Genomic DNA, 21,677 nt, shown 5'->3' on the forward strand with positions numbered 1-21,677 from the left:
ACGGCTCAAAGCGCGACAAAGGGGGGGTGTTGCCGGTAGGTTGATCGGCGGACGTCCGCGTTAACGACCTACCGGCTGGCGTTCCGCCGCCGCCACCGAGGCGGGGCGCCAGGCCAAATGGGGTGTCTGCGGCAATTGTGCCGATTACACCGACCTTCCGGCCTGGGGCGCTGAAGTTAGCAAGAGCGGGAAGACTGTAAAGGGCCCGATTCCAGAAAGTCCGCAAATACCTGCCCAGCTGCGACATCCTGTCGCGGCAATCCCCCTTCAAAAACCCGCTATTCAGCGGATTTCGGCCGTTCCGGGCGCCGCGGCGGTCCGTGGGGCTTCCGCTCCCAACCCCGGCTGTTCGACGAACTGGGTAGGCGGGGTCGTGGGCACGGGCTCGTCCTCAAAGCTGATTACCACCGGGGTCTCGGCGCCGGCCTCCGAGGCGATTCCGCAGACGCGCCAGCCCGACGCCTCGAGCTTCAGCAGGCAACACAACTCGTGCGTGGCGGTGACGCCCGGCTCCTGCACCAGGCACTGGGCGGCCGCTTCCGACTCGCTGAGCAGACGCACCTCGCCGACGTTGAGCCGTTCGACTTGCATTCCCATCGGCGTCAGCACGCCGTGGTCCGCCGCGTAACGCCGCGCCGCCTTGGTCGTCAGCAGCCGTGCCGCACTTTCGGAGTCGCCCGACAAGATCGCCCGCATGAAGGCGTCCGTGCTGGCGCCGATCGCGCGGGCCGTTGCCGGATCGAGCGGTTGCTCGGCGTCCGCCGTCGCGCTCGATTGCGTGGCGGTGGCGCCCGCCGTCGGAGCGGTGCCCGACGGGGAGCACCCCGCTGAAACGAGCAGAACCACAACCGGCACAGCAAAGAACGAATAGTAACGCACGGCGTAGGCCTCCTAGCCACTCACGATCGGGGCGTCGCCCCAATGGGGGCGGTCGTGCGGAGATTGGCAAACGACGCCGCCCCGGTCAACGCCGGTCGCATCCTTCTCCCCCCGACCGGCCGCTAGCTGGCGGCGAGCCCCCGGTCGACCGACGCCTGTTCGCGGCTATAGACCGCCAAGACCGCCTCGAACGTCTGTTGGTCGACCTTCCACACCGGGTCGCTGTCGGGGTGCTGGTTGCAGTGCGTCGAGATCAGCCGGAAGAGGAACTTGAACAAGTGCCGCGGCGTGCGGAGCGACCGCAGCGCCTCGGCGAGGCGCGTGTCGCTGACCGCCGGGTCGATCAGTTCGCGGAGGGTCGCCGGCTTAGCGTCGGCCTCGGTGCAGGCGGCCAGCCGGGCGTTCGACAGATCGGAGAGCGCCTCGGCGGTCCAGTCGAGCGACGGGATGACATTCTGCTTGTCGAGCCGCGCCCGCTGATGGAAGTCACGGCCTTCGCGGTTGAGGTGCTCCAGCACCTCCGCCGGCAACAGCAGCTTGAAGCCCACGCCGGGCTGGCGGAGGAACTTGTTGTCGAGCATCGACCAGACAAAGTCGCGGATCGCCTCGACCTTGCCCCCTAGGAGGTGTGGCTCGTCGACACGGTCCACCAGCACCATCACGCCGCCGTACCCCAGCGAGCCGAGGACGCCCTGCAGCTTGCCGAACAACTCGTAGCGGTCGTCGGTGCGGCGTTTGTCGGGGAGCGGCTGGTTCTCCAGGTCGCGTGCCCGCACCCGCATCAACGAGCCGGTCAGCGCGCCGCGGTCACGCCGCAAGACGCGGACGTTGTTGGCGATCTTCCAGGCCCGCGTCCGCCGGCTCAGCCATTTGGAGATCCAGGGGACCCACGCCGCGGCGACGGCGACATAGGGCCAGGGCGTTTGCAGCCACTCCCACGCCTTGAACCAGCCGATCGTGCCGAAGATGACTGCCGTGCCAAGCGCGCCAATCTGAAACCACCCCGAGGCGCGCCACGAAGGGTAGCCGACCACGCGGGCCAGTTTCCGCCAGCGGACACTTTGCGGCTCGGCGGTCGAGTCGTCGTAGCAGGCGGCCAGCAGCATCAGGTCGCGCCGCTGCGCGGGGTCGAGTTTCTTGGCGGCGCGGCGGTCAAGCTTGGTCTTGTCGAGCAGCCGGTCCACCAGGTCGGTGACGGCGATCGAGAGGACCCCATCCATGTGGTCCCACAGCTTCCACTCTTCGAGCACGTGCTCGGCGTCACGCCCCTTGCGGGACGGCAGCCGATCGGCGAAACGGTCGAGCAGCGGGTTGAAGTCGTCGTACTCGACCACGAAGACGCGGTCTTCGGGCTTGGCCGATTGGTTGTGGCGATCGATCGCTTCGACGATCTGCAGCCGCATCGCGGTCTTGCCCGCCCCTTTCTCGCCGAACACCAGCGAAGTGGCCGGGTCGTTCGGGCTGCCGTAGACCTTGTCCCAAGCGGGGTGACGCACCTCGACGCAACGTGACTTGAAGACTTGATCGGTCTGCGCGTCTTCCTCCGCAAACGGGTTGCGGGTGACGCCGTGGTGAGAGAGGAACTGGTCGGTGCGCATGACGGGTGCCGAGTCGGGGCGAGCTTGGTAAGGCCGAGCGTTGCGTTTTCGCAACAAGCCTACGCTACGGGCCGCGACGCGGGGCGTCAGGGGGGCGGTTTTCTGGCGAGCCGGCGACGCGATTCGTCGGAGTTTTTGGCGGGTTCACTCGGGCGACTCGCGTCGCCGGCTCGCCTATAATCGGTGTATGCCGCAGGACCCGCTTCCGCCGCTGAGCCCGCTCAAGACCGATCCGAAGTACGGCTACTACCCCTGGTGGCCCGAAGACGGGGACGACTGGGTCCATCCCGGGGATGTCGCGACCGCCCGGTCGATGATCCCCAGCCCGCGGGTCTGGCGGCGCGACGGCGAGCGCGGCGGCTACGTTGTCCTGCACTACGGCGACACCGCCATCCGGGTCCGACGGACCCTGTGGCGCGAGGCGCCCTACGAGGGGATCGACCTGGGAGACTGGGTCGAGGTCCGTTCCCGCGGCATGACCAATGAGCCCCATGTCGGCCACGTGCGTGACATGCACTGGGACGAGCACGCCGGCGTCGTGCGTTACTGGCTGACGCTCGGCGACGACACGCCGCTGGAGCGGAGTTACGAGGCGCACGACCTCAAGCCGATCGAACCGGCAACGCCACGAGAAGAAGTCCGCCGCGAACCGAGATTCGATGGCTCAGAAGATCTGGATATACTGGAACCATGACCACACTCACCGCCGCCGACATCCTGCAAGCCGCCCTGGCCTTGCCGAGGCCCGACCGTGAGCGGATCGCTCGCGAACTCTGGGATAGCGTTCCCGCCCCAGGCGTTATGAGCGAAGGTGACCCGGGATTCGCCGAAGAGTTGGACCGCAGGGCGCAAGCATTTCGGGACGATCCTTCACGCGCCGTTGATTGGGACGTAGCTCACGCGGCGGTACTAGAGTCACTCCACCAGCAGCGTGCCGAACGTGCGAATCAGGATTGATCCCGAGGCGATTGTCGAGCTTTCCGACGGCGCCTTGTGGTACGACCGAAAGAGCTTCGGTCTCGGAGATGATTTTGTCGCTGAGGTTCATGAAGCGATCGGTAGAATCGCGGATAACCCGAGCCAATTTGGCCGCTACGAAGGTGGAGGCGTTGTGGGGAAGTACCAACGTGCGCTAGTGAAGCGATTTCCCTACGTCATCATCTTCGAAGCTTTCTCAGACGAAGTGGTCGTCCACTCGATCAGCCACGGCGCTCAGCGGCCCGGTTACTGGGAAAACCGCTAACCCACCGCCGGCGCCCGATCCTCCAACCCCAAACGCTTCATCTTCTTGTACAGCGTCGTGCGGTTGATGCCGAGTTGGTCGGCGGTCTCGTTGCGGTTCCACTGGTTGAGCTCGAGCACCTCGAGGATGATCGCCCGCTCGGGGCCCTCGAGCGCCTCCTTCAACGACTGGCCGGTGTAGCCGGTCGAACCGCCTCCGCCTGTCAGCCCGGGCAGCCGCATCTCGGGCGGCAAGTCGTGCAGACCGATGACATTGCCACGACTGAGCAGCACGCAGCGTTCGACGACGTTTTGCAGTTCGCGGACGTTGCCCGGCCAGTTGTAACGTTGCATCGCCGCGACCGCGTCGTCGCTGAAGCCCTCGACGTTCGGCCGGTTGGCGTCTTCGCGGACCTCGTCGAGGAACTTCCTGGCGAGCAGCGGGATGTCGCTCGACCGCCCCCGTAGCGGCGGGATCTCGAGGTTGATGACGTTGATGCGGTAGTAGAGGTCCTGGCGGAACGACCCGTCCGCGACGTTCTTGGCGAGGTCCTCGTTCGTCGCGAGCACAACGCGGACATCGACGCGATGCGTCTCGCTGCCGCCGACCGCCTCGAACGCCAGCTCCTGAAGCACGCGGAGCAGCTTGACCTGCATCGCCGGCGTGGCGGTGCCGATCTCGTCGAGGAAAATCGTGCCGCCATCCGCTTGAAGGAACTTACCGACCTTGTTGCTCACCGCGCCGGTGAAGGCGCCGGCGACGTGTCCGAAGAGCTCGCTCTCGAGCAGATTTTCAGGGAGGGCGCCGCAGGCGACTTCGACGAACGGCCCGCTGCGACGGTCGCTGCGGGTGTGGATCGCCCGGGCCAGCAGGCTTTTGCCCGTGCCGCTCTCGCCGGTCACGAGGACGGTGGCGCGGGTGTCGGCGACGCTCTCGATGATGTCGAAGACCCGCATCATCCGCTGATCGGAGCCGACGATGTGCCCCATGCCGTGCTTGCGGTCGAGCTTCTGCTTCAGCGCGGTGTTCTCGGCGAGCACCTTCTTCTGCGAGAGGGCCCGCTCGATCGCCATCAGCAGCTCGTCGTCGATGAGCGGCTTGGTCAGGTAGTCGAAGGCGCCGGCGCGGATCGCGTCGATCGCCGAGTCGGCGTTGCCGTACCCGGTGAGCAGGATGACTTGCATCCCGGGGCGGCGGCGCAACGCCTGCTCGAGCACGTCGAAGCCGTCGCCATCCTGCAGGCGGATATCGCACAGCAGGAGGTCGTACCCCTTGGCGGTGAGCCGCTCGACCGCCTCGGCTTGGCCGGTCGCGGTGTCGACGGCGAAGCCCTGGTCGCGGAGCCAGTCAGCCATCGACTCCAGCACTTGGTGGTCGTCGTCGACCAGCAAGAGCGAACCTTGAACGTCGGCGTGGCGGCTGGAAGACATGACGCACAGGGGGTGTTTGGCACGGGATCTGGTGTCGCCAAAAACCTACGTCACGCCCCGGGTGTGTCAAAAAAGCACGCCGCTATGCGGTCTAGGAGGGCGATTTGGGGCCGGATTGTCGACAGAATCGGCGCTATTCCGGTAACCCGACCGGTATGTTGGCGACTTTGCGACGCACCGAATCAACCGCCTCCAGACGCCGGCAAGAATTTTTCGGCGGATTACAAATCTGTCTGGCGCCTCTTCCATTCGGTTCGGCGAGCAGTAGGATACGCGCGCCACGCAAAACGCGGCGCCGACCTGGGCGTCCAACCCCGGCGGCACTTCTCTCTCTTCTGAAGGCGCTAATGAACGCGAACCTCTCGCGCGCCCATGTGTGGGGCGTGCTGACGCTGGCTTTGTCTATGGGGGTCGTCACACCGGCCCTGGCGCGACTTGGTAGTTTTGTTCCCGCCGATGGCTACGCGGTGCAGTCGGGCGACATCCGTGGCGATGTCAGCTACTACAACTCTGGCGCCTACGGCGCGAACGCAGGCGGCGGTAGCGGTCCGACGACGATCACGGCCGACTCGGGATCGTGGAAAGTGATCGGGCCGGCGGGCGGGTACTTCTCTAATCCGGTCGACCGCGCCGCGTATGTCGCCCAAGGGGTGCCCTACTCGGCCGGCTTCACCAATGCTCTCGCCGCGTACAACGTCGGCGGTCACTCCGGTGGTCGGACCGACAATTTCAATCTCGCGCTCCGCAATGACACGCCGCTCGGCACCGGGCCGATGGTCCACGAGTATTTGCTCGATCAGTACGACTTGGGCGTGGCGCCGGCAAGCGTCACGTCGGGGCCCGTCTCGATGGGCTTCTACTTCTGCCCCAATCCGGGCGACACGCTGAACCCCAGCCCGGACGGGACGGCGGGGGATAAGTTCACCATGTCATTGGTCGATAGCATCGGCAACATCGGCCTCCAGTGGGGCTACCTGCGCGACAACTCGGTAGTGTGGCGCGACAGCCCCACCAACCCTTGGAACGCGACATCTTTCGTCGCCGACCAGACAAACTGGGACGGCGTGCGAATCAATCTCGACCTGACCGCTGCCGGCACATTTGGCATCGACTACTTCGACGTCTCGGCCAACACCTGGTCGAATCTCGTCCCGGCAGGCACGGCGATGGGCCAGTCGATGGGAGAATTCACGGTGCTACGCTGGCAACTCGAGGACGGCTTGAGCGCGGGCGTGGGAGGCAAGAACTTCTTCGACGACTTCAGTTTCTCAACCGTCCCTGAGCCAAGCACGGCGTTGCTAGTGGCGTTAGCTTTGGTCGGTGTAAGAAGCCGGCGTTGAATCCTTAAGACGTGCTGCCCGAGGCTAGCGTCGACGGCTCAAGCGATACGGACTTGAGCCGTCGACGCTAGCCTCGGGCCTTTTCTTGAATTCAACAAGCCATGAGCACGCTAGCCCGCCCGCGGATGCGCCTTCTCGTACGCCTCGCGGAGCTTGCCGGTGCTGACGTGCGTATAGACCTGCGTTGTGACGAGGCTCGAGTGGCCTAGCAGTTCCTGCACGCTGCGGATGTCGGCGCCGCGATCCAAGAGATGCGTCGCGTAGCTATGCCGCAAGGTGTGCGGCGACGTCCGCGGGTCGAGTCCCGCGGTCGCCAGGTGCTTCTCGAGCATGCGGGCGACGCTGCGCGTCGTCAGGCGTCGGCCGAACTTGTTGGTGAAGACGGGCGCCTCGTCCCCTTTCACTTCGTTGGCGGCCAGCTTGCGGTCGGCCAGCCACGCCTGGAGGGCGTCGGCCGCGTAGGACCCCAACGGCGAGAGCCGTTCTTTGCGTCCCTTGCCGCGGACATGCAGGAGGCCCTGCGGGAAGTCGAGGTCGCCGTCGTTGAGGCCGACCAGTTCGCTGACACGCAGCCCGGCCGAGTAGAGCGTCTCGAGCAGCGCCCGGTCGCGGCGGCCCATCGGCTTGTTGGCCGGCGGCGTCGTCAACAGCCGCCCGACCTCTTCGCTCGACAGAAAGTGCGGCAGCTTGCGCGACTTCCGTGGGTTGCGGAGCGCGTCGGCGGGGCTCGCCTGCACCCAGCCCTCACGGCGGGCGAACTTGAAGAACGACCGCACGGCCGACATCCGCCGGGCGACGCTCGACTTCGCGTAGCCCGCCTCGCCGAGGGCCGCGACATATCCCCGCAGATCGGCGACCGTGATCGCCGCCGGATCGGGGGTCCTTCCGTCCTCGTCGGCGAGGTACTCGGCCAGCGCCGAGAGGTCCTCACGGTACGCCTTCACGGTGTGCTCAGAGGCGCCGCGCTCTCGCTGCAGGCGCCGCAGGAACTGTCCGGTGTGGCGACGCATACCAGAGGCTTGAGGATCGAGGGGTGAGTCCTGAGGGCTCGGCTTGCCGAACGGGGCTTGCCGAACGGATTCGCCAGCGCCGCCCTCGCGCCTCAGGACTCGAGTCTCACAGCTCGCCTTTCGGCAGCGCCGCGCGGCGGGCCAAACGGTCGTTCACGGCGGTGTGCTTGGTCGCCTCGTTACGGATGCGGCGGCTGAGGACCGCGGCGTCGTACCAAGTGAAGCTCAGCTCGGGGTTCGACGCTTGCCGGCCCAGGGCGCGGAGCGCCTCGGCCTGCTGAGCGTCGGAGTACAAGAACAAGTAGCGTTCGTTGCCCTTTACGAGGGCCAGAACATTGACGTCATCATTCACGGCGGGTCGCCTCCGTGCGGCGCGAGCGAGGGGAGCGGGGGGTGGGAGCCGCGAGGGGGTAAGCTGCGCGACGGTCGGGCCCACATCCGTTGGGCCGCCGCTCGGCGCCGCTGTCGTTGCGAGCCTGACTCCGCAACAACTCTCGCTGCCGAGTGGACTATCGGCCGTCCGACCAGCGACGCACCACTCGCGTTTCATCACCGCCGCCGCGCGCCGAGAGCATCTCAACGAGGTGCTGATGACAGCAAAAGCGGATGAAATCTTCGCTGCGCGACAGATACGATTGCCATCCACCGAACCGCGCGTCGTCCCGGAAATCGACATAACTGGCAAGCGCGACAGTGAACTCGGGGTCATTGCCCCGGAAGACCCGCGTGTGCGTCATAACCGGACCCGGGTTTGGCGTAGCGACGGGCCGCACCGGCGTGGGGCCGGGAGGCGTGAAGCCGCGTGCATCCGGCCAATTTGGTGGCATAGCGCCGGTCATTTCGAAAGCGCCGCCGGCGCCGCTCGCATCGACTGAGCCAGTTGCGCCGTTCATCGGCTCTTCGTATGCGGCCTGCTTGAAGGGCGCGCCCGCGCCGTTGTCGGCGTCTTCGCCCGGAGTCGGGAGCTCTTCCGCCCTTGCTGGCGGCGCCACCGGCTTCGGCGGAACGTCGTCGAACGGGTCCATCGGCGGGATCGAATCGAGGTCCATCGGCTCACGCAGCGGCGACAGGATCGCTTGTTCGGTCGCATTGACAACGGTCGGCGACTGCGTCTCCATCTGCGCGCGGGCCAGCGCCATCTCGGCCTCGAACACCAAGCGATCCGGAATGAACTCTTCTTGCGATGTCCCCCAAGGCAAACCGTAGCCGGCCGGGATCTCGTGGAACCCGGGGTTCGCCGCGTACCACTCGACCCGCATGCCGCACCGCGGCGGGTAGTACGGCGAGTAGTCGGTCACGGTGCCGATCACCACGGCGTCGACGCCGAGCTTCTTCGCTAGCCAGCGGGCCTGTTCGACCGCTTGCTCGGGCGGGTCGAACGTGACCCCGTACTGCCGAATCGCGGCCTCGACCGCCGCCACGGGGACCACCTCGAAGCCGGGGATCCCCTGCAGCTCGGCGTAGTAGGCCAGCGCGAACTCGCGGCCATCGACCGTCGGCTCGGCGCTCTGGTTGAAGAACGGAACGACCGCCACGCGGCTAAGCTGCGGAAACGGGTTGTGCACCACCGGCTGGTGCGCCACTTCCGGCAGCAGCAGCGAGCACCCACTGGCCAGGAAGACCAGCGGCGCGAGGGCCAGCAGCAGGGATTGGGGGCCGCGATTCATCGAGTCGTGCGTCGTGACGCCAGCAGGCCCCCCTGCTAGCACGAGGCGCAACCGCGCCTACCTCGGAAGGATCGTCGCAACCGGCCCAACCGCTTTAACCGAAATCGAGAAAGAGTCGTGGGAGGGGATCACGCCAAGGCGCAAAGCTCAAGGCGTTGCAGGCGTCCAAGCGATCCGCGGGGGCAAGCCGTCCCGCACCAGCACCTCGATGGAATCATCCCCTGCCGTTAGCCGAAAGCGACGGAACGGCTTGTCGAGATGGTCCTCGAAAATCTTGTGGTCAGGCAGATGAGTCGACTGTCGGTCGTGCGGTAGTTCGCAAAACAAGGGCTGGTAGTCTCCGACATCCGAGTACCGCGAGAGACAAGCGCCATCGACAAAGGCGAAAGACTGGACGTCGTCGAAAACGAAGATCATCCGCCCCTCGACCTGAGCGTCCTCCGGCTCCCAGACGGCTCTCCCGATTGAAAGCTGAAGCCCTCCCTCCCAGGTGATGGATTCAAGGAACCAATGGAGGCATCGTTCGTGGTCGATGTCCATCTTGCTTCTTCGCGCCTTGGCGACTTTGCGTGAGGGTCGCTCTTATTCCGACGCCCCGAAGTCGTAACGTGGCGACGGCGTGTGGGCCGCTTCCATCAGACCCACCAGCTCCGCCAGCACTGCCGGCTCTTGCTTGGCGACGTTCGTCGTCTCGCCCGGGTCGGCGTCGAGGTTGTAGAGCTCGGGCGTGGCGTGAGGGTTCGCACCGACGCCGAGGCGGACCGCTTTCCAGGGGCCGCGACGGATCGCCTGCTTGCCCCCCTGCTCGTGGAACTCCCAGTAGAGGTAGTCGTGCGGCGCCTGCCGTCCCGAGCCCGTCAGGGTTGGCGCCAGCGAGACGCCGTCGAGGCCGTCGGGCGTCGCGACGCCTGCTAGCTCACAGAAAGTCGGCAACCAGTCCCAGCCGGCCGACGCGAAGTCGCTGGTCGATCCCGCCGGCACGTGGCCGGGCCAGGAGGCGATCGTGGGCTCACGGATCCCGCCCTCGTAGTGGTCGCGTTTGAAGCCGCGGTAGGGGCCGTTCGAGTTGAAGAACGTCGGCCGGTGCCCGCCCTCCCGGTGCGGGCCGTTGTCGCTGGTGAAAACGACAAGCGTGTTCTCGGCGATCCCAAGTTCGTTGAGCAAATCGACCAGCCGGCCGACATCGCCATCGAGTCGCTGCACCATCGCCGCGAACGCCGCTACCGGATTCGTGACTTTCGCGCCAGCGTACTTGCCGACGACGTTATCGAACTGCGCGAACTGCTTGCGAAGCGGCGCCTGCGCCTCTGCCGGGACTTCTAACGCCGCGTGGGGGATTGTCACCGGTAGGAAACAGAAGAACGGCTCTTCTCGGTGCTCACGGATGAACGCCAGCGCCTCCTCAAAGATCAGGTCGTGCGTGTACTGCGCCGGTTCGATCGCAATCCGTCGGTCGTCGTCCCACAGGTAGTTGGTGTAATAGCGGTGCGCGTGCCGTTGGCAGTTGTAGCCAAAGAAGTGGTCGAAGCCGGAGTTGAGTGGATCGCTCTCGGAGCCGGGGTAGCCGAGCCCCCACTTGCCGAAGCCCCCCGTCGCGTAGCCGGCGCCCTGCAGCCGATCGGCGAGCGTGACGAGGTCGCCCGGCATCGGCGCCTGGCCTTCGGGCTGGTGCTCGGTGTTGCCGCGGGTGGGGCAGTGGCCGGTGTGCAGCCCCGTCATCAGCGCGCACCGCGACGGCGAACAGACCGTGCTGCCCGCGTAGTGCTGCGTGAGCCGCATCCCCTCGGCGGCCAACTCGTCGAGCCGCGGCGTCGTGAATTGCTGTTGGCCAAAGCAGCCGAGGTCGCCGTAGCCCAAGTCGTCCGCCAGCACGAACACGATGTTCGGTGGCCGGTCGGCGGCGACAGCACAAGAGGCGCCGCAACTGAAGAGAATCGCCAAGGCGGTGACCTTCACGAGTTTGCCTACTCAAGAAGAGGAGAGCCGGAAGCGTCAGCGCCCGGAGTGCGCCGTATACCCGCTCCGACTCCGGGCGCTGACGCTTCCGGCTCGCCTCGATAGCGCCCGGTTGGTTTCAACGGAGCAACCACTGTACGACAGGCAGCAGGATCGCGACTGCGACACCAATCGCTGGCATGATCAAGCAAGCCACCAGTAGCGCCAGCGGCCCTCGCGGAATGCGATAGCACGGCATGCGATGGCACGGCATGCGATGGCACGGCATGCGATGGCACGGCATGCGATGGCACGGCATGCGATGGCGCAGTGATGAAACCTGATCGGCCATCGAACTCCCTCGACTTGCGTCGAGGGCTCGCCGTTGGGTGTTGGCTCTCTGCGTCTCTGCGCGAGACTTAGCGCTTGCTCACCACTTCAAGCCGAACTTCTCGCCGCCGCTGGGGGCGCCGATGCCCCCCTTGAGGTTCTTGAACTCCTTCCGCTCTTGCTTCGGGCCTTCTTCCTCGACGGGGTAGTCGTCTTCCTTCGGGTCGGGCTTCGCCGGGGCGGCCATCAGGGCCTTGAGCGACAGCGCGATCCGTTGCTTGCCGCGGTCGACTGAGAGGACCTTCGCCTCGACGTCCTGCCCCTCTTTGAGCACGTCGGTGACGCGGTGGACCCGCTTGTAGTCGAGCTCGGAGATGTGAATCATCCCTTCGACGCCGGGCCCCAGTCGCACGAAGGCGCCGAAGTCCATCGTCTTGGTGACTTTGCCCTTGATCGTCGAGCCGACCGGGAAATCAGCCTCGGCCGAGTCCCACGGGTTGGCGGCCGTCTCGCGGTACGAGAGGGCGATCTTGCCGCTCGCGGGGTCGATCTTTTCGATCTTCACCTTGACCGACTGCCCCTCGCTGAGCACCTCGCGCGGGTGGCCGATGCGGTCCCACGAGAGCTTCGAGACGTGGATCAAGCCATCGACGCCGCCTAGGTCGACAAACGCGCCGAAGTCCCGCAGCGAGCGGACGACGCCCTCCCGCAATTGACCCGGCGCGAGCTCGGCCAGCAGCTTGTCCTTCATCTCGGCCCGCTCGCGCTCCATCACGGCGCGGTGGCTGAGGATGACGTTCTTGCGGGCGCGGTTCGCCTCGGTGATGACGGCGGTCAGCCGCTGGCCGATGTACTCCTCGGGGTTCTCGACACGGTAGATCGAGATCTGGCCCGTCGGCATAAAGCCGCGGATGCCGGCGACCTTGCACTCGAGTCCGCCCTTGTTCTTGCCGGTGATCGTCACCTCGACGATCTTGCCGGTCTCGACCTCGTCCCAATCGCCGATGTCCTGCGGCGCGCTGGGGAGGCTGAGCTCGTAGGTCCCTTCGTCCGGGTTGTAGCTCGTGACAATGACGTCGATCTCGTCGCCTTCGATCGGCAGGTGCGAGACATCGGGCTCGGCTTCAGCCGGGACGCCCTCGGTCGCCTGCAGCGCGGTGTCCGACGCCGGCGCGACCGCCGCGGCGGGCTGCTGGCCCGGCTTCGCGTCGAACTGCTTCAAGGGGACAACGCCTTGCAGGTGCGTGCCGAGTTCGACAAACACCGAGTCGCCCGACAGGCGGACGATCTTAGCTTTGTGCTTGGAGCCCTCGGGCAGCTCTTGCGGGGCGGCCGCTTGCTCGGAGTCGAGGACCTGATCGACCGATGAGCCCTCCATCAGCGAGGCGAGCTCGGCTTCTTCCTCGTCGGTCGGCGCCGTGCGGATGTTCGGGGGCGGGTAGTGCTTGCCCGACGACTTCGGTTGCGGTTCCCCTTCGGTGACCGGGTTGACCGGCTTGGGACGCAGGTCGGCGGCCGGGGCGGCCGCGTCGCCCTCAGCGCGTTGCGTGCCGACACGGAGTCGCTCGCTGGGGCGCTCGCCGTTCGAAGCGGGAGCCTCCGACGCCGGCGTCTCGGCGCCAGCCGACGCGTTTTGCGGCGTCGCGGGGCTCGTCGGGGACACTTCCGTGACGGGTTCCTGGCGCTCCGTCGTCGCTTCCGGCGACGACTCCGCCACACTGGTCTCGTCGTTCATCCCGCTCGCAGCCTCGAATAGTCCTGGGCGCCCATCGGCTAGGCGCCCCGCTAGTGCAATCGAGCGGCCGCCCGATCGCGGCCGCTATCAGCCGAGAAGTGTACCCGCCCGCAAGCCACGATTGCAACTTGCCGCCGCCCGACTTCGGGCATTTAATCGGGCTGCCTTTCGCCTAGTTTACGTGGCTTACGCAGGGATTCAGGAGTCCGATCGCCCGTCATCCGCCAGAGATTAGTCATCCGCCAGAGATTAGTCATCCGCCAGAGATTAATTAATGTTGAGCCGGAAGCGTCAGCGCCCGGAGGAGAGCCCTGGCGCCCGCCACACTCCGGGGACTGACGTCTCCCGGCTCCCTGCCCCCCTCTTCCTGATTACCGACCCCAGATTACCGACCCCCTGCCCTATAATCGGGTCACCGATATCCCTTATTCGCTCGAAACGGCTCTTCCAATGCCCGCCGCTCCGCTCGCTGTTCAGCCCCCCCTCGACGGCGTGAAGCCGTACAAGTCGCTCTCGAATGAGGAGCTCCACGCCCGCATCCAGGCGGTCCGCGACGAGCTCGGGCCCAAGCTGCTTATCCTCGGCCACCATTACCAGCAGGACGAAGTCATCGAGCTCGCCGACCTCCGCGGCGACAGCTACCAGCTCAGCCAGATGGCGGCCGACAGCAGCGACTGCCGGATGATCGCCTTCTGCGGCGTCCACTTCATGGCCGAGACGGCCGACATCCTCGCCAACCGGCCCGAGAAGCTCGCCGAGCGCGGCGGCCGCCGCGTCACGGTCACCCTGCCCGACTTGGCTGCCGGCTGCAGCATGGCCGACATGGCGGCGATCGATCAGATCGAGGACGCCTGGGACCAGCTCTCCGAGGTCATCGACACCACACGGCTCATCCCCGTCACCTACATCAACTCGGCCGCCAGCCTCAAGGCGTTCGTCGGTCGGCACGGCGGCATCGTCTGCACCAGCAGCAACGCCAAGGCCGCCATCGAATGGGCCTTCAACAAATCGAACGGCGGCAAGGGGGGCGATCGGGTGATGTTCTTCCCCGACCAGCACCTGGGCCGCAACACGGCCATGGGGATGGGGATCGTCAACGAGCTCATGCCGGTCTGGAACCCGCACGAGCAAGAGCTCGGCGGCAACACCGAAGAGGCGATCACCGCATCGAAGGTGATCCTCTGGCGCGGCCACTGCAGCGTCCACCAGATGTTCAAGGCGGAGCACGTCGAGCTGTTCCGCAAGAACCACCCCGGCATCCAGATCCTGGTCCATCCCGAGTGCCCGCAAGAGGTCTTCGAGCTGGCCGACCAGTCGGGCAGCACCGGCGCGATCATCAAGGCGGTCCGCGAAGCGCCGGCCGGCAGCAAGTGGGCGATCGGCACCGAGCTGCACTTGGTGAACCGCCTCAAGCAAGAACACCCCGAGCAAGAGGTTCACTTCCTCTCGCCGGTGGTCTGCATGTGCGCGACAATGTACCGCATCGACCTAGCGCACCTCTGCTGGACGCTCGAAAACTTCGCCGCCGGCACGCCGATCAACGTGATCGAAGTCGATGAAGAGACGGCGCGCTGGAGCTTAGTGGCCCTAGAGCGAATGCTCGAAGTCAAATAAGACGGCGAGCCGGCGACGCAAGTCGTCGGAGCTTTGGTGGTGGCGTTCGGAAAAGGAGATAGGGGGATGCTGGCGATAGGGGGGATGGAGCTGCCGCTCCGTGCGCAGTCGCTTACTCCCCTGTAACCTAAAGAAAAAAACGAGCGGACGCATTTCTGCGCCCGCTCGACAGAACGCCAACGTGACTCAAGCCGCGACGGCTTGGCAGGTCTCGGCGCAGCGGCGGCAGCTCTTTTCGCACTTCTGACAGTGCTTGTGCTTGTAAGCGCTGCACTCCTCGGCGCAGTGCTCGCAAACGTCCGCGCAGATCCTGCACAGGTCCGCTGCCCGTTCGCCGCCGATCGCCATGACCTCGACACAAGCCCGACAAATCGCCGCGCATTCGAGGCAACACTTGGGGCAGTCGTTCTTGGTCTCTTCACCGATCATCGCCGCCGCACAGGCCAGGCAGTCGGCGAGGCATTCGTTGCAAGCATCGATACATTCCTGGTAATTCGCGGTCGCAGTCGCCATCTCGTCCTCCTTTAGGGGTATGGCAGGAGATGTTCTGGAAAAACACGCATCACTGCGCTGCAAGCGATGTGCCAAACCCGCCCCCGCGAGCCGGCGACGCAAGTCGTCGGAGCTTCGGCGGCGGCGTTAGGAAAGGAGATAGGGGGATGCTGGCGACAGGGGGGATGGAGCTGCCGCTCCGCGCAGAGGCGCCGGCGTAGGATGGCGCCGAAGGCCCATCGGTAGCGCCGGTACAGGAACCAGTTAGTTGGGTGGCACCGCCTGTCGCGAGCGAGACGGCCGGCTAAGGGACAACCGCTTTCGAGCGATTGTCGGGGCCACCCGAGTCCGTAGGCCGGGACGAGCGCAGCGAAGGCCCGGCAGACAGCGCGTTGCGTATGACCGTGCCGGACCATCGCTGACGCTCGTCCCGGCCTACGTTAGCTGCAGAGTCCGCTGTCAACCATCAGCCAGAACTCACCGAAATAAATCCCGAGAGCCGTGATTTGGAGTAATCCGACAACCTTCGATTACGGAATACTCGATCGTCAAAGGTGACAAGTTCTACAAGCCCACCCTTATCCGTTCGCAGCGAGTGATCGCCACTGCATCTTCGAATCCTGCGCCATGCTAACTTACCTCCAGCTGACCACCCATATCTCCGAAGGACATCTAGACCATACCGTGAGCACGAAGGGCTAAAGAGGCACGTACGATTGAGACGCTTAGACACAAAGACTCGGTACAGAATCACCGCGGCGATCGCAATCCTAGTCAATCCGCAGTCGATCAGTTCTCGAAGTACGTTACTGCCGTTCCCCATGCGAAGACCTCAAATACTTGCTGTTGCCCAATGCAAGATGTCGAACTAGCGACTCGATTCTGAAAGCTTACGCCTATTAGTCCATTCGCACTCCTCGACTTCGCCGACTCAATCAATCGATCCAAGGCTTGCCGGTAGGTTTTTTCGACATCAACGCTACCACCACAGCCCTCAGTTCGGCTTGAGAACCCCACAACGAGCCCTAGTGTTTTATACTGCTCATCAATTACGGTTGAGCTTACTACAAATCTTTCCCCCACATCTTGCTGAATACGAGATGCAATGACGGGCGTCTGCTCAGGCAAAGAATGAGAATGCGAAGGGGCTGGGAGCAACGGACTTCCAACAAATAGTCCTTTCACACTCGAAGCTGCCACCCATTCTGAAACTTCTCCATTGTCGCTAGTTCTTTGGACTGGCGTGCTTAAATCTAAAACCCCGTTCGCACACAACTGCTTTAACTCTGCAGAGCTGACTGGGCCATGCACACCGCTCCTATGCTGGTAGTACCACCGTACGCTCACAAAGATATCTCCGTAATGCAGACAAGGCAGAAATCGCAGAAAGTATGGTCGGGGAATATTCTATCAGCAAGCACATACCCCAAACTCCGACCGTTTCTGCCTCGGAAATAAACGTGCCATTCAAGACAAGCGAAGCGAAGTTTCGACAGGAAGCAGTGATTCGACAACGCGACGGAACTGCCCACCGTCTGCTCCGGCCCGCTGACCGTAACAGCCTGCCCATTCAAGATCTCTGAGAAGCGTTGGGGGGAAACGCCCCCTCGATGTGCGTCACCTTCACCGGCCGCTTCGCTTCCACCGGCCAAACGATTGCCACCACGTCAAAACGTATCGGGTGATCCTGCAGGTCGTGCGTCCGTAGGAAGGACGTGGCGGCGCGCGTGAGGCGGCGCTGCTTCTCGGGGGTGACCGCTTCGGCGGGGGAGCCGGCTCGTTCGTTGCGGCGCGTTTTGACCTCGACGAACACGAGGCGCCGCTCGGGCGTCCGCTCGTCGATCGTCACTAGGTCGAGCTCGCCGAAGCGGTTCCGCTCGCCGGCCAGCAGGACGCGGTGGCCCTTGCGGCGTAGGAGCCGGGCGGCGTGATGCTCGCCACGTTCACCGAGGGGCTGCGGGCGTTGAAGAGACGAGAGCCAAGTCATGGCTCTCAGTTGAACCACAAAGGAACGAAGGAACAAAGGAAAACTTCGTTCCTTTGTTCCTTCGTGGTTCACTTTGATAGGAGCGGGTAACCGGGGCAGCCCCCCTCCCCCCGTTCCCCAAAAAAGGGGCCTCCCCACAAGGGGGAGGGGGATACGAAAAAAGCGATCAGCTTTCAGCCCGGAGGCCGAAAGCTGATCGCTGAATGCTGAATGCTGACCGCTAAGCCGCGAGCGGCTGTTAGCTCTTGGCGCCCTTGGCCACGTCGCGGCGACGCTCGCGGAGGCGGGTCGCCTTGCCGACCCGATCACGCAAGTAGTACAGCTTCGCCCGGCGGACGACGGCCGAACGGGTCACCTCGACCAGGGCGATCCGCGGCGAGTGGATCGGGAACTTCCGCTCGACGCCCTCGTTGTTGACGATCCGGCGGACCGTGAACATCTCCTTGCAGCCGCTGCCGCTGCGGGCGATCACGACGCCGCTGAAGACCTGGATCCGCTCTTTGTTGCCTTCCAGGATCCGCGTGTGGACGTTGACGGTGTCGCCGATGTCAAACTGCGGCACGTCCTCGGTCTTGAGGCACGCTTTTTCGACGATGTCGAGGAGGGGATGGGCGGACATGGCTTCGCTTCGGTTGGGGGGCCGTGTGATTCGGGCTAGGTTCGCTTTGGATCGGTGAGTGAGGCTTGAGACTTGAGTCGTGAGGGTTGGTTGGCGTACCGAGACAGGCCCGCTAGCACAACCCTCTGGTCTCAAGCCTCAGGACTCCGCCGCCCCGCGGCGCTCGGCCGTGCGGCGGAGGGCGTCGGCCTCACGCCAAGCGGCGATCTCGGGGTGGTTTCCGCTCAGCAGCACCTCAGGGACTTCGAGGCCACGGTACTCGCGGGGTCGCGTGTACTGGGCGTACTCGAGGGTCCGGCCGGCGCGGCTGAACGAGTCTTCTTGGTTGCTGGTTTCGTCGCCGAGGACGCCCGGCACCAGCCGGACGACCGCGTCGATGATCGTCATCGCGGCGACCTCGCCCCCGTTGAGGACGTAGTCGCCAATCGACACCTCTTCGGGCTGCAGGAGGTCGACGACCCGTTGGTCGAAGCCCTCGTAGCGGCCGCACAGTAGCAGTAGTCGCTCGGAAGTCGCCAGGTCTTCGACAAACGGCTGGTCGAGCCGCCGGCCTTGGGGGCTCATCAGCAGGAGGCGCCCCGGGGGAGCGTCGTCCGCTGTCTGAACCGCCTCGACCGCTTCGACCACGGGGCCGGGCATCAGCAGCATGCCGGGGCCGCCGCCGAAGGGTTTGTCGTCGACTTGTCGGTGCTTCCCGACGGCCCAGTCCCGCAGGTTGTGCAGGTGGACCGACGTCAGGCCGCGATCGATCGCCAGCTTGAGGAGGCTCTGGGTCTGGTAGCCGGAGAAGATCTCCGGGAAGAGCGTCAGCACGTCGAAACGCATGGCGCTCTCCCGACCTACGAGCCGCAAGCGGCGGTCAACCTCACTCGGCCTTAGCTTCTTCTGGCTTGGCTTCTTCAGCCTTCGCCTCTTCGGCGGGGGCTTCGTCAGCGGCAGGAGCGTCCTCAGCGGGGGCTTCGGCCGTCGCTTCCTCGGCCGGGGCCTCGGCGGCAGCGGCTTCTTCCGCGCTCTGCGGCGTGCTCACCGGCTCGCCTGCGTCGGGGATTTCGGCCGGCATCGACAGCTTCTCGAGCGCCGCCCGTTGGGCGTCGAGGTGCGTGCCACCCGTGCCGTACTTCTTGAGGAGGATCGCGACCTTCTCGGAGGGCGTCGCGCCGACCCCGATCCAGTAATCGACCCGCTCACGCTTGAGCTGCACCCGCGCGTCGGCGTCGGGGACCATCGGGTCGTAGGTGCCAAGCTCCTCGAGCACACGCCCGTCACGGGGCGAGCGCTTGTCGGTGGCGCAAATACGGAAGAAGTGCCGGTGGGCGCGGCCCATCTTCTTCATGCGGATACGAACTGCCACGGTCGCTAGTCTCCTCAGTCGCTCCGCGGGCCAGTGGGACCCTGCTAGAGCCAGATTTTGTAGGGGAATTCGTGAGTATGGCGACAGGAGACCCCATCGCACAAGCCCTGATGGCCATGAATGCCAGCAACTGGTCCTGAGCCGGTGGCGCGAGCCCCCGGAGCGTAGCTGGTACCCGGCCCACTCCGGGGGCTCGCGCCCCCGGCTCAGGGCGTTTTCTTACGGGGGAGGTGGGCCGCGGCGCCGGTGGCGAATAGGGCCGCCAGAGCAAGCGTGGCGGGCTCGGGGATGGCGACGGTCGGTGCGGCAGTCGCCCCGTAGTTGGCCGCCCAGCGGTCGTACTGGGCCGGGCCGATCGTACCCCCTTGAAGGGCCCCGTCGACGTCGTTCGCCAGGGCGCCGGCGGGCTGGCCGAGGTTGTCCCGCCAGACGGTGTAGTCGGCGGCGTCCACCAGGCCGTCGTCGTTGAAGTCGCCCAGCAGCACCGCCGACTCGAAGTCGGAGAGCCGCACCTCGCCCGCCAGCGGATCGACGCTGACGACATACGACCCGAAGCCATCCATCGTCGCTAGCCGCGAGCCGCTGGTGATGTTCGAGAACGACCCCGAAAGGGCGCTGGCGGTGAGCACCGTCAATTCCGCAAACGGGTCGGCGGGATACCCAGCGAGCGACAAGGCCAACTCGCCATCAAGCGACGCGTTGCCGGAGACGCTCAGCACGTCGTGCGACGCCGAACCGACCTCGATCTTCAGCAGGCTGCCCGCTTGCATGCTGAGCGAGGCCGCCGCCAGAGCGCCGACGCCATCCGAACCGGGCGCGATGACGCCTTGGTTCTGGGCGGTCACGGCGCCGAGGGAGCCCGTCCCGCCCAACTCGGCGTGGGAAACAGTGACCGCACCTGCGCTGCCGTCCACCAGCAACGTCCCGCCGCTGACTTCGTAGAGTCCCGTCGAGGTGTTTTTGCGTGAGAGCGTCGTCACGCCCGAACCGGTGTGGCGAAACGTTAGCGATCCAGCGACGAGCGTGTTGAAATCGAGCGAGCCGGAGTGGTTCACTTCGAGCGTCGCCGAGCCGTTGACCACGTCGCCGTTGAGGCCGACCGCGGCGCCGCCGGCGCCGAGTTGCAGCACCCCTTCGACGACGCGCGTCGCCCCCCCGTAGGCGGCGACGGCGGGGTTCGTGAGGATCGTCCGGCCCGGGCCGCGATTGGCGACCGACGCCCCGGTCAGGAGCGGCGCCGTCAGGGAGTCGTCGATAACGCCGTTGACGATGGTCTGACCAACGCCGTCAAAGGTCCATTCGCGGACATCGGTCGTGTTCGAGGCGTAAATGGGGCCATTGAAGGTGAGCGTCGTCGTCGCGCTCATCTGGTTAATCACGCTACGGCCGTTCGACTGGAACACAGTCCCGTTGAGCACGATCGCCTGCGATCCTGAGAAGACCACGTCGCGGGCGATCTGGAACTCGTTGGCGAGGGTGCGGGTCCCTTTGCCATCGGCGCCGCGGATCACCTTCAGCTCGTTGCCGCCGCCGATAGCGATCCGGCCGAGGCCTAGTGAGGTGTCGGTGTGGATTGTGTGGGTCGAGCCGACGTTGGGGTCGTTGTCACCGAGTTGGGTGACGCCTGTATTGGTGTTGGGGGCGACGTGGTCGAAGTTGCCGCGAGCAAAGATCACGCGGCCGCCCGGGGCGGCGCCGTCAGATATCACGCCATTGAGGACCATCTGTGAGATGCCCCCATTCACAAACCGGAGGTCGCCGGCGGCGCCGGGGGTGTCCGAGAGGATCACCGGGCCGTTGACCAACAGGGAGCGATCGGTGTTGTTGGTGACGGTGCGTTGCAATGCGTCGGGGCTTCCATTGATGAGGCTCCCCTCGAGAGTCATCGCGTTGGTCGCGTTGGAAAACTGCAGCGAACCGTCGAGCAGCAGGTCGACGGTTAAGCGGTTGGTAGCGAAGAGGCTGCCGGCGGGTTCGATCTGGTTGGCGGTGAGCGTGGCCCCGCCGGCGCCGGCGATGGTCGTAGCGCCGAGGCCGGTCGAGCCCATGCGCAACACGTCGAGCTTGACGCTTGTCGAGCCGAGATCCACCGTGTTGCCCATCGGCCAATTGCCGACAACCGTCGCGTTGTCGCGAAAGCCGGGCTGCGGCGCCTCGCCTGGCCACGAGCTGAAGGCGCCGCTCCCGCCCGACCAGTTGGCGGCCGAAGTCCACGACGCCGTCCCCGCGGGCCCGATGAACGAGAAGGTCTCCTGGGCGCGAGCGGACATCGGGCCGATCAACAGCGCTATCGCGACAAGGCGCATGCGGGGAGGTCTCCTCGGAGGTGAGATGCCGGATAAGGGCGCCCTCCGCCAGCTTCCGTCGAGGGCGCCCCATCACCCTACTCACCGTAGGAGTGGCGATGGGGGCGGTGTCGCAAAACGGGGGCTGATGCCGTACACCGGGAGACTCCCACAACGCGCGCC

22 protein-coding genes are annotated in these 21,677 nt (G+C 65.5%); 5 read left to right on the forward strand and 17 right to left on the reverse strand.

Going from position 1 to position 21,677, the window contains the following annotated elements; translation table 11 throughout:
• Positions 1-282: 282 nt before the first annotated feature.
• Positions 283-879 (reverse strand): hypothetical protein, encoded by a 597-nt coding sequence (locus Pla108_RS01000; protein WP_146441629.1) that lies wholly within the window; start codon positions 877-879, stop codon positions 283-285.
• Positions 880-1,001: 122 nt separating this feature from the next.
• Positions 1,002-2,477: a hypothetical protein gene (locus Pla108_RS01005; protein WP_146441632.1), complete on the reverse strand. Its 1,476-nt coding sequence runs from the start codon at positions 2,475-2,477 to the stop codon at positions 1,002-1,004.
• 187 nt (positions 2,478-2,664) lie between these two features.
• On the opposite strand from Pla108_RS01005, the gene Pla108_RS01010 reads away from it, so the two are divergent.
• Genes Pla108_RS01010 through Pla108_RS01020 form a run of 3 tightly spaced genes read left to right on the forward strand, consistent with a single transcriptional unit; the run spans position 2,665 to position 3,720 of the window.
• Entirely contained in the window at positions 2,665-3,171 is a 507-nt protein-coding gene (locus tag Pla108_RS01010; protein ID WP_146441634.1) for a DUF6960 family protein, read from the forward strand.
• Complete coding sequence (locus tag Pla108_RS21555; RefSeq protein ID WP_146441637.1) at positions 3,168-3,434, forward strand: addiction module protein; 267 nt, start codon at positions 3,168-3,170, stop codon at positions 3,432-3,434. The genes Pla108_RS01010 and Pla108_RS21555 overlap by 4 nt, the downstream gene beginning before the upstream one ends.
• Complete coding sequence (locus tag Pla108_RS01020) at positions 3,418-3,720, forward strand: type II toxin-antitoxin system RelE/ParE family toxin (protein WP_146441640.1); 303 nt, start codon at positions 3,418-3,420, stop codon at positions 3,718-3,720. The genes Pla108_RS21555 and Pla108_RS01020 overlap by 17 nt, the downstream gene beginning before the upstream one ends.
• Here Pla108_RS01020 and Pla108_RS01025 read toward each other — a convergent pair.
• Entirely contained in the window at positions 3,717-5,129 is a 1,413-nt protein-coding gene (locus tag Pla108_RS01025; RefSeq protein WP_146441643.1) for a sigma-54-dependent transcriptional regulator, read from the reverse strand. The two genes, Pla108_RS01020 and Pla108_RS01025, sit on opposite strands and share 4 nt — an antisense overlap.
• 347 nt (positions 5,130-5,476) lie before the next feature.
• Here Pla108_RS01025 and Pla108_RS01030 point away from each other — a divergent pair, with 347 nt between their 5' ends.
• Complete coding sequence (locus Pla108_RS01030) at positions 5,477-6,469, forward strand: PEP-CTERM sorting domain-containing protein (protein ID WP_197526123.1); 993 nt, start codon at positions 5,477-5,479, stop codon at positions 6,467-6,469.
• Between the two features lie 110 nt (positions 6,470-6,579).
• On the opposite strand, the gene xerC is transcribed toward Pla108_RS01030, so the two are convergent.
• The 6 genes from xerC to Pla108_RS01060 all read right to left on the reverse strand — a co-directional run bounded on the left by xerC (position 6,580) and on the right by Pla108_RS01060 (position 13,146).
• On the reverse strand, positions 6,580-7,479 hold the full coding sequence (gene xerC / locus Pla108_RS01035; RefSeq protein WP_146441649.1) for a tyrosine recombinase XerC: 900 nt from the start codon (positions 7,477-7,479) through the stop codon (positions 6,580-6,582).
• Positions 7,480-7,585: 106 nt separating this feature from the next.
• Positions 7,586-7,831, reverse strand: coding sequence for a hypothetical protein (locus Pla108_RS01040; protein ID WP_197526124.1), 246 nt, complete (start codon positions 7,829-7,831; stop codon positions 7,586-7,588).
• 157 nt (positions 7,832-7,988) lie between these two features.
• The gene (locus Pla108_RS01045; RefSeq protein WP_146441652.1) at positions 7,989-9,146 is read right to left on the reverse strand and encodes a hypothetical protein; all 1,158 of its coding nucleotides are present in this window, start codon (positions 9,144-9,146) and stop codon (positions 7,989-7,991) included.
• A 147-nt stretch (positions 9,147-9,293) separates the two neighbouring features.
• The gene (locus tag Pla108_RS01050; RefSeq protein WP_231934232.1) at positions 9,294-9,563 is read right to left on the reverse strand and encodes a hypothetical protein; all 270 of its coding nucleotides are present in this window, start codon (positions 9,561-9,563) and stop codon (positions 9,294-9,296) included.
• A gap of 165 nt (positions 9,564-9,728) precedes the next feature.
• On the reverse strand, positions 9,729-11,102 hold the full coding sequence (locus Pla108_RS01055) for an arylsulfatase (protein WP_146441658.1): 1,374 nt from the start codon (positions 11,100-11,102) through the stop codon (positions 9,729-9,731).
• A 409-nt stretch (positions 11,103-11,511) separates the two neighbouring features.
• Positions 11,512-13,146 (reverse strand): S1 RNA-binding domain-containing protein, encoded by a 1,635-nt coding sequence (locus Pla108_RS01060; protein WP_146441661.1) that lies wholly within the window; start codon positions 13,144-13,146, stop codon positions 11,512-11,514.
• 450 nt (positions 13,147-13,596) lie between these two features.
• Between Pla108_RS01060 and nadA the strand changes: the two genes are divergently transcribed.
• Positions 13,597-14,760 carry a quinolinate synthase NadA gene (gene nadA / locus Pla108_RS01065; RefSeq protein WP_146441664.1) on the forward strand — a complete coding sequence of 388 codons (1,164 nt, stop codon included), beginning with the start codon at positions 13,597-13,599 and terminating at the stop codon, positions 14,758-14,760.
• A 186-nt stretch (positions 14,761-14,946) separates the two neighbouring features.
• On the opposite strand, the gene Pla108_RS01070 is transcribed toward nadA, so the two are convergent.
• The 8 genes from Pla108_RS01070 to Pla108_RS01105 all read right to left on the reverse strand — a co-directional run bounded on the left by Pla108_RS01070 (position 14,947) and on the right by Pla108_RS01105 (position 21,479).
• The gene (locus Pla108_RS01070) at positions 14,947-15,273 is read right to left on the reverse strand and encodes a four-helix bundle copper-binding protein (RefSeq protein WP_146441667.1); all 327 of its coding nucleotides are present in this window, start codon (positions 15,271-15,273) and stop codon (positions 14,947-14,949) included.
• A 445-nt stretch (positions 15,274-15,718) separates the two neighbouring features.
• Positions 15,719-16,075 (reverse strand): membrane protein insertion efficiency factor YidD, encoded by a 357-nt coding sequence (gene yidD / locus Pla108_RS21560; protein ID WP_146441670.1) that lies wholly within the window; start codon positions 16,073-16,075, stop codon positions 15,719-15,721.
• A complete protein-coding gene (locus Pla108_RS21565) occupies positions 16,042-16,599 on the reverse strand; it encodes a GYF domain-containing protein (RefSeq protein WP_390614929.1) in 558 nt (185 codons plus the stop codon). The genes yidD and Pla108_RS21565 overlap by 34 nt, the downstream gene beginning before the upstream one ends.
• Positions 16,600-16,822: 223 nt before the next feature.
• Positions 16,823-17,239: a YraN family protein gene (locus Pla108_RS01085; protein WP_146441673.1), complete on the reverse strand. Its 417-nt coding sequence runs from the start codon at positions 17,237-17,239 to the stop codon at positions 16,823-16,825.
• Positions 17,240-17,477: 238 nt separating this feature from the next.
• Positions 17,478-17,858 (reverse strand): 50S ribosomal protein L19, encoded by a 381-nt coding sequence (rplS, locus tag Pla108_RS01090; RefSeq protein ID WP_146441676.1) that lies wholly within the window; start codon positions 17,856-17,858, stop codon positions 17,478-17,480.
• A gap of 138 nt (positions 17,859-17,996) precedes the next feature.
• Positions 17,997-18,683: a tRNA (guanosine(37)-N1)-methyltransferase TrmD gene (trmD, locus tag Pla108_RS01095; RefSeq protein ID WP_146441679.1), complete on the reverse strand. Its 687-nt coding sequence runs from the start codon at positions 18,681-18,683 to the stop codon at positions 17,997-17,999.
• Positions 18,684-18,723: 40 nt separating this feature from the next.
• Complete coding sequence (gene rpsP, locus Pla108_RS01100; protein WP_146444394.1) at positions 18,724-19,191, reverse strand: 30S ribosomal protein S16; 468 nt, start codon at positions 19,189-19,191, stop codon at positions 18,724-18,726.
• A 224-nt stretch (positions 19,192-19,415) separates the two neighbouring features.
• On the reverse strand, positions 19,416-21,479 hold the full coding sequence (locus Pla108_RS01105; RefSeq protein ID WP_146441682.1) for a hypothetical protein: 2,064 nt from the start codon (positions 21,477-21,479) through the stop codon (positions 19,416-19,418).
• Positions 21,480-21,677 lie beyond the last annotated feature (198 nt).

The organism is Botrimarina colliarenosi, from assembly GCF_007859955.1.
Classification (GTDB): Bacteria; Planctomycetota; Planctomycetia; order Pirellulales; family Lacipirellulaceae; genus Botrimarina; species Botrimarina colliarenosi.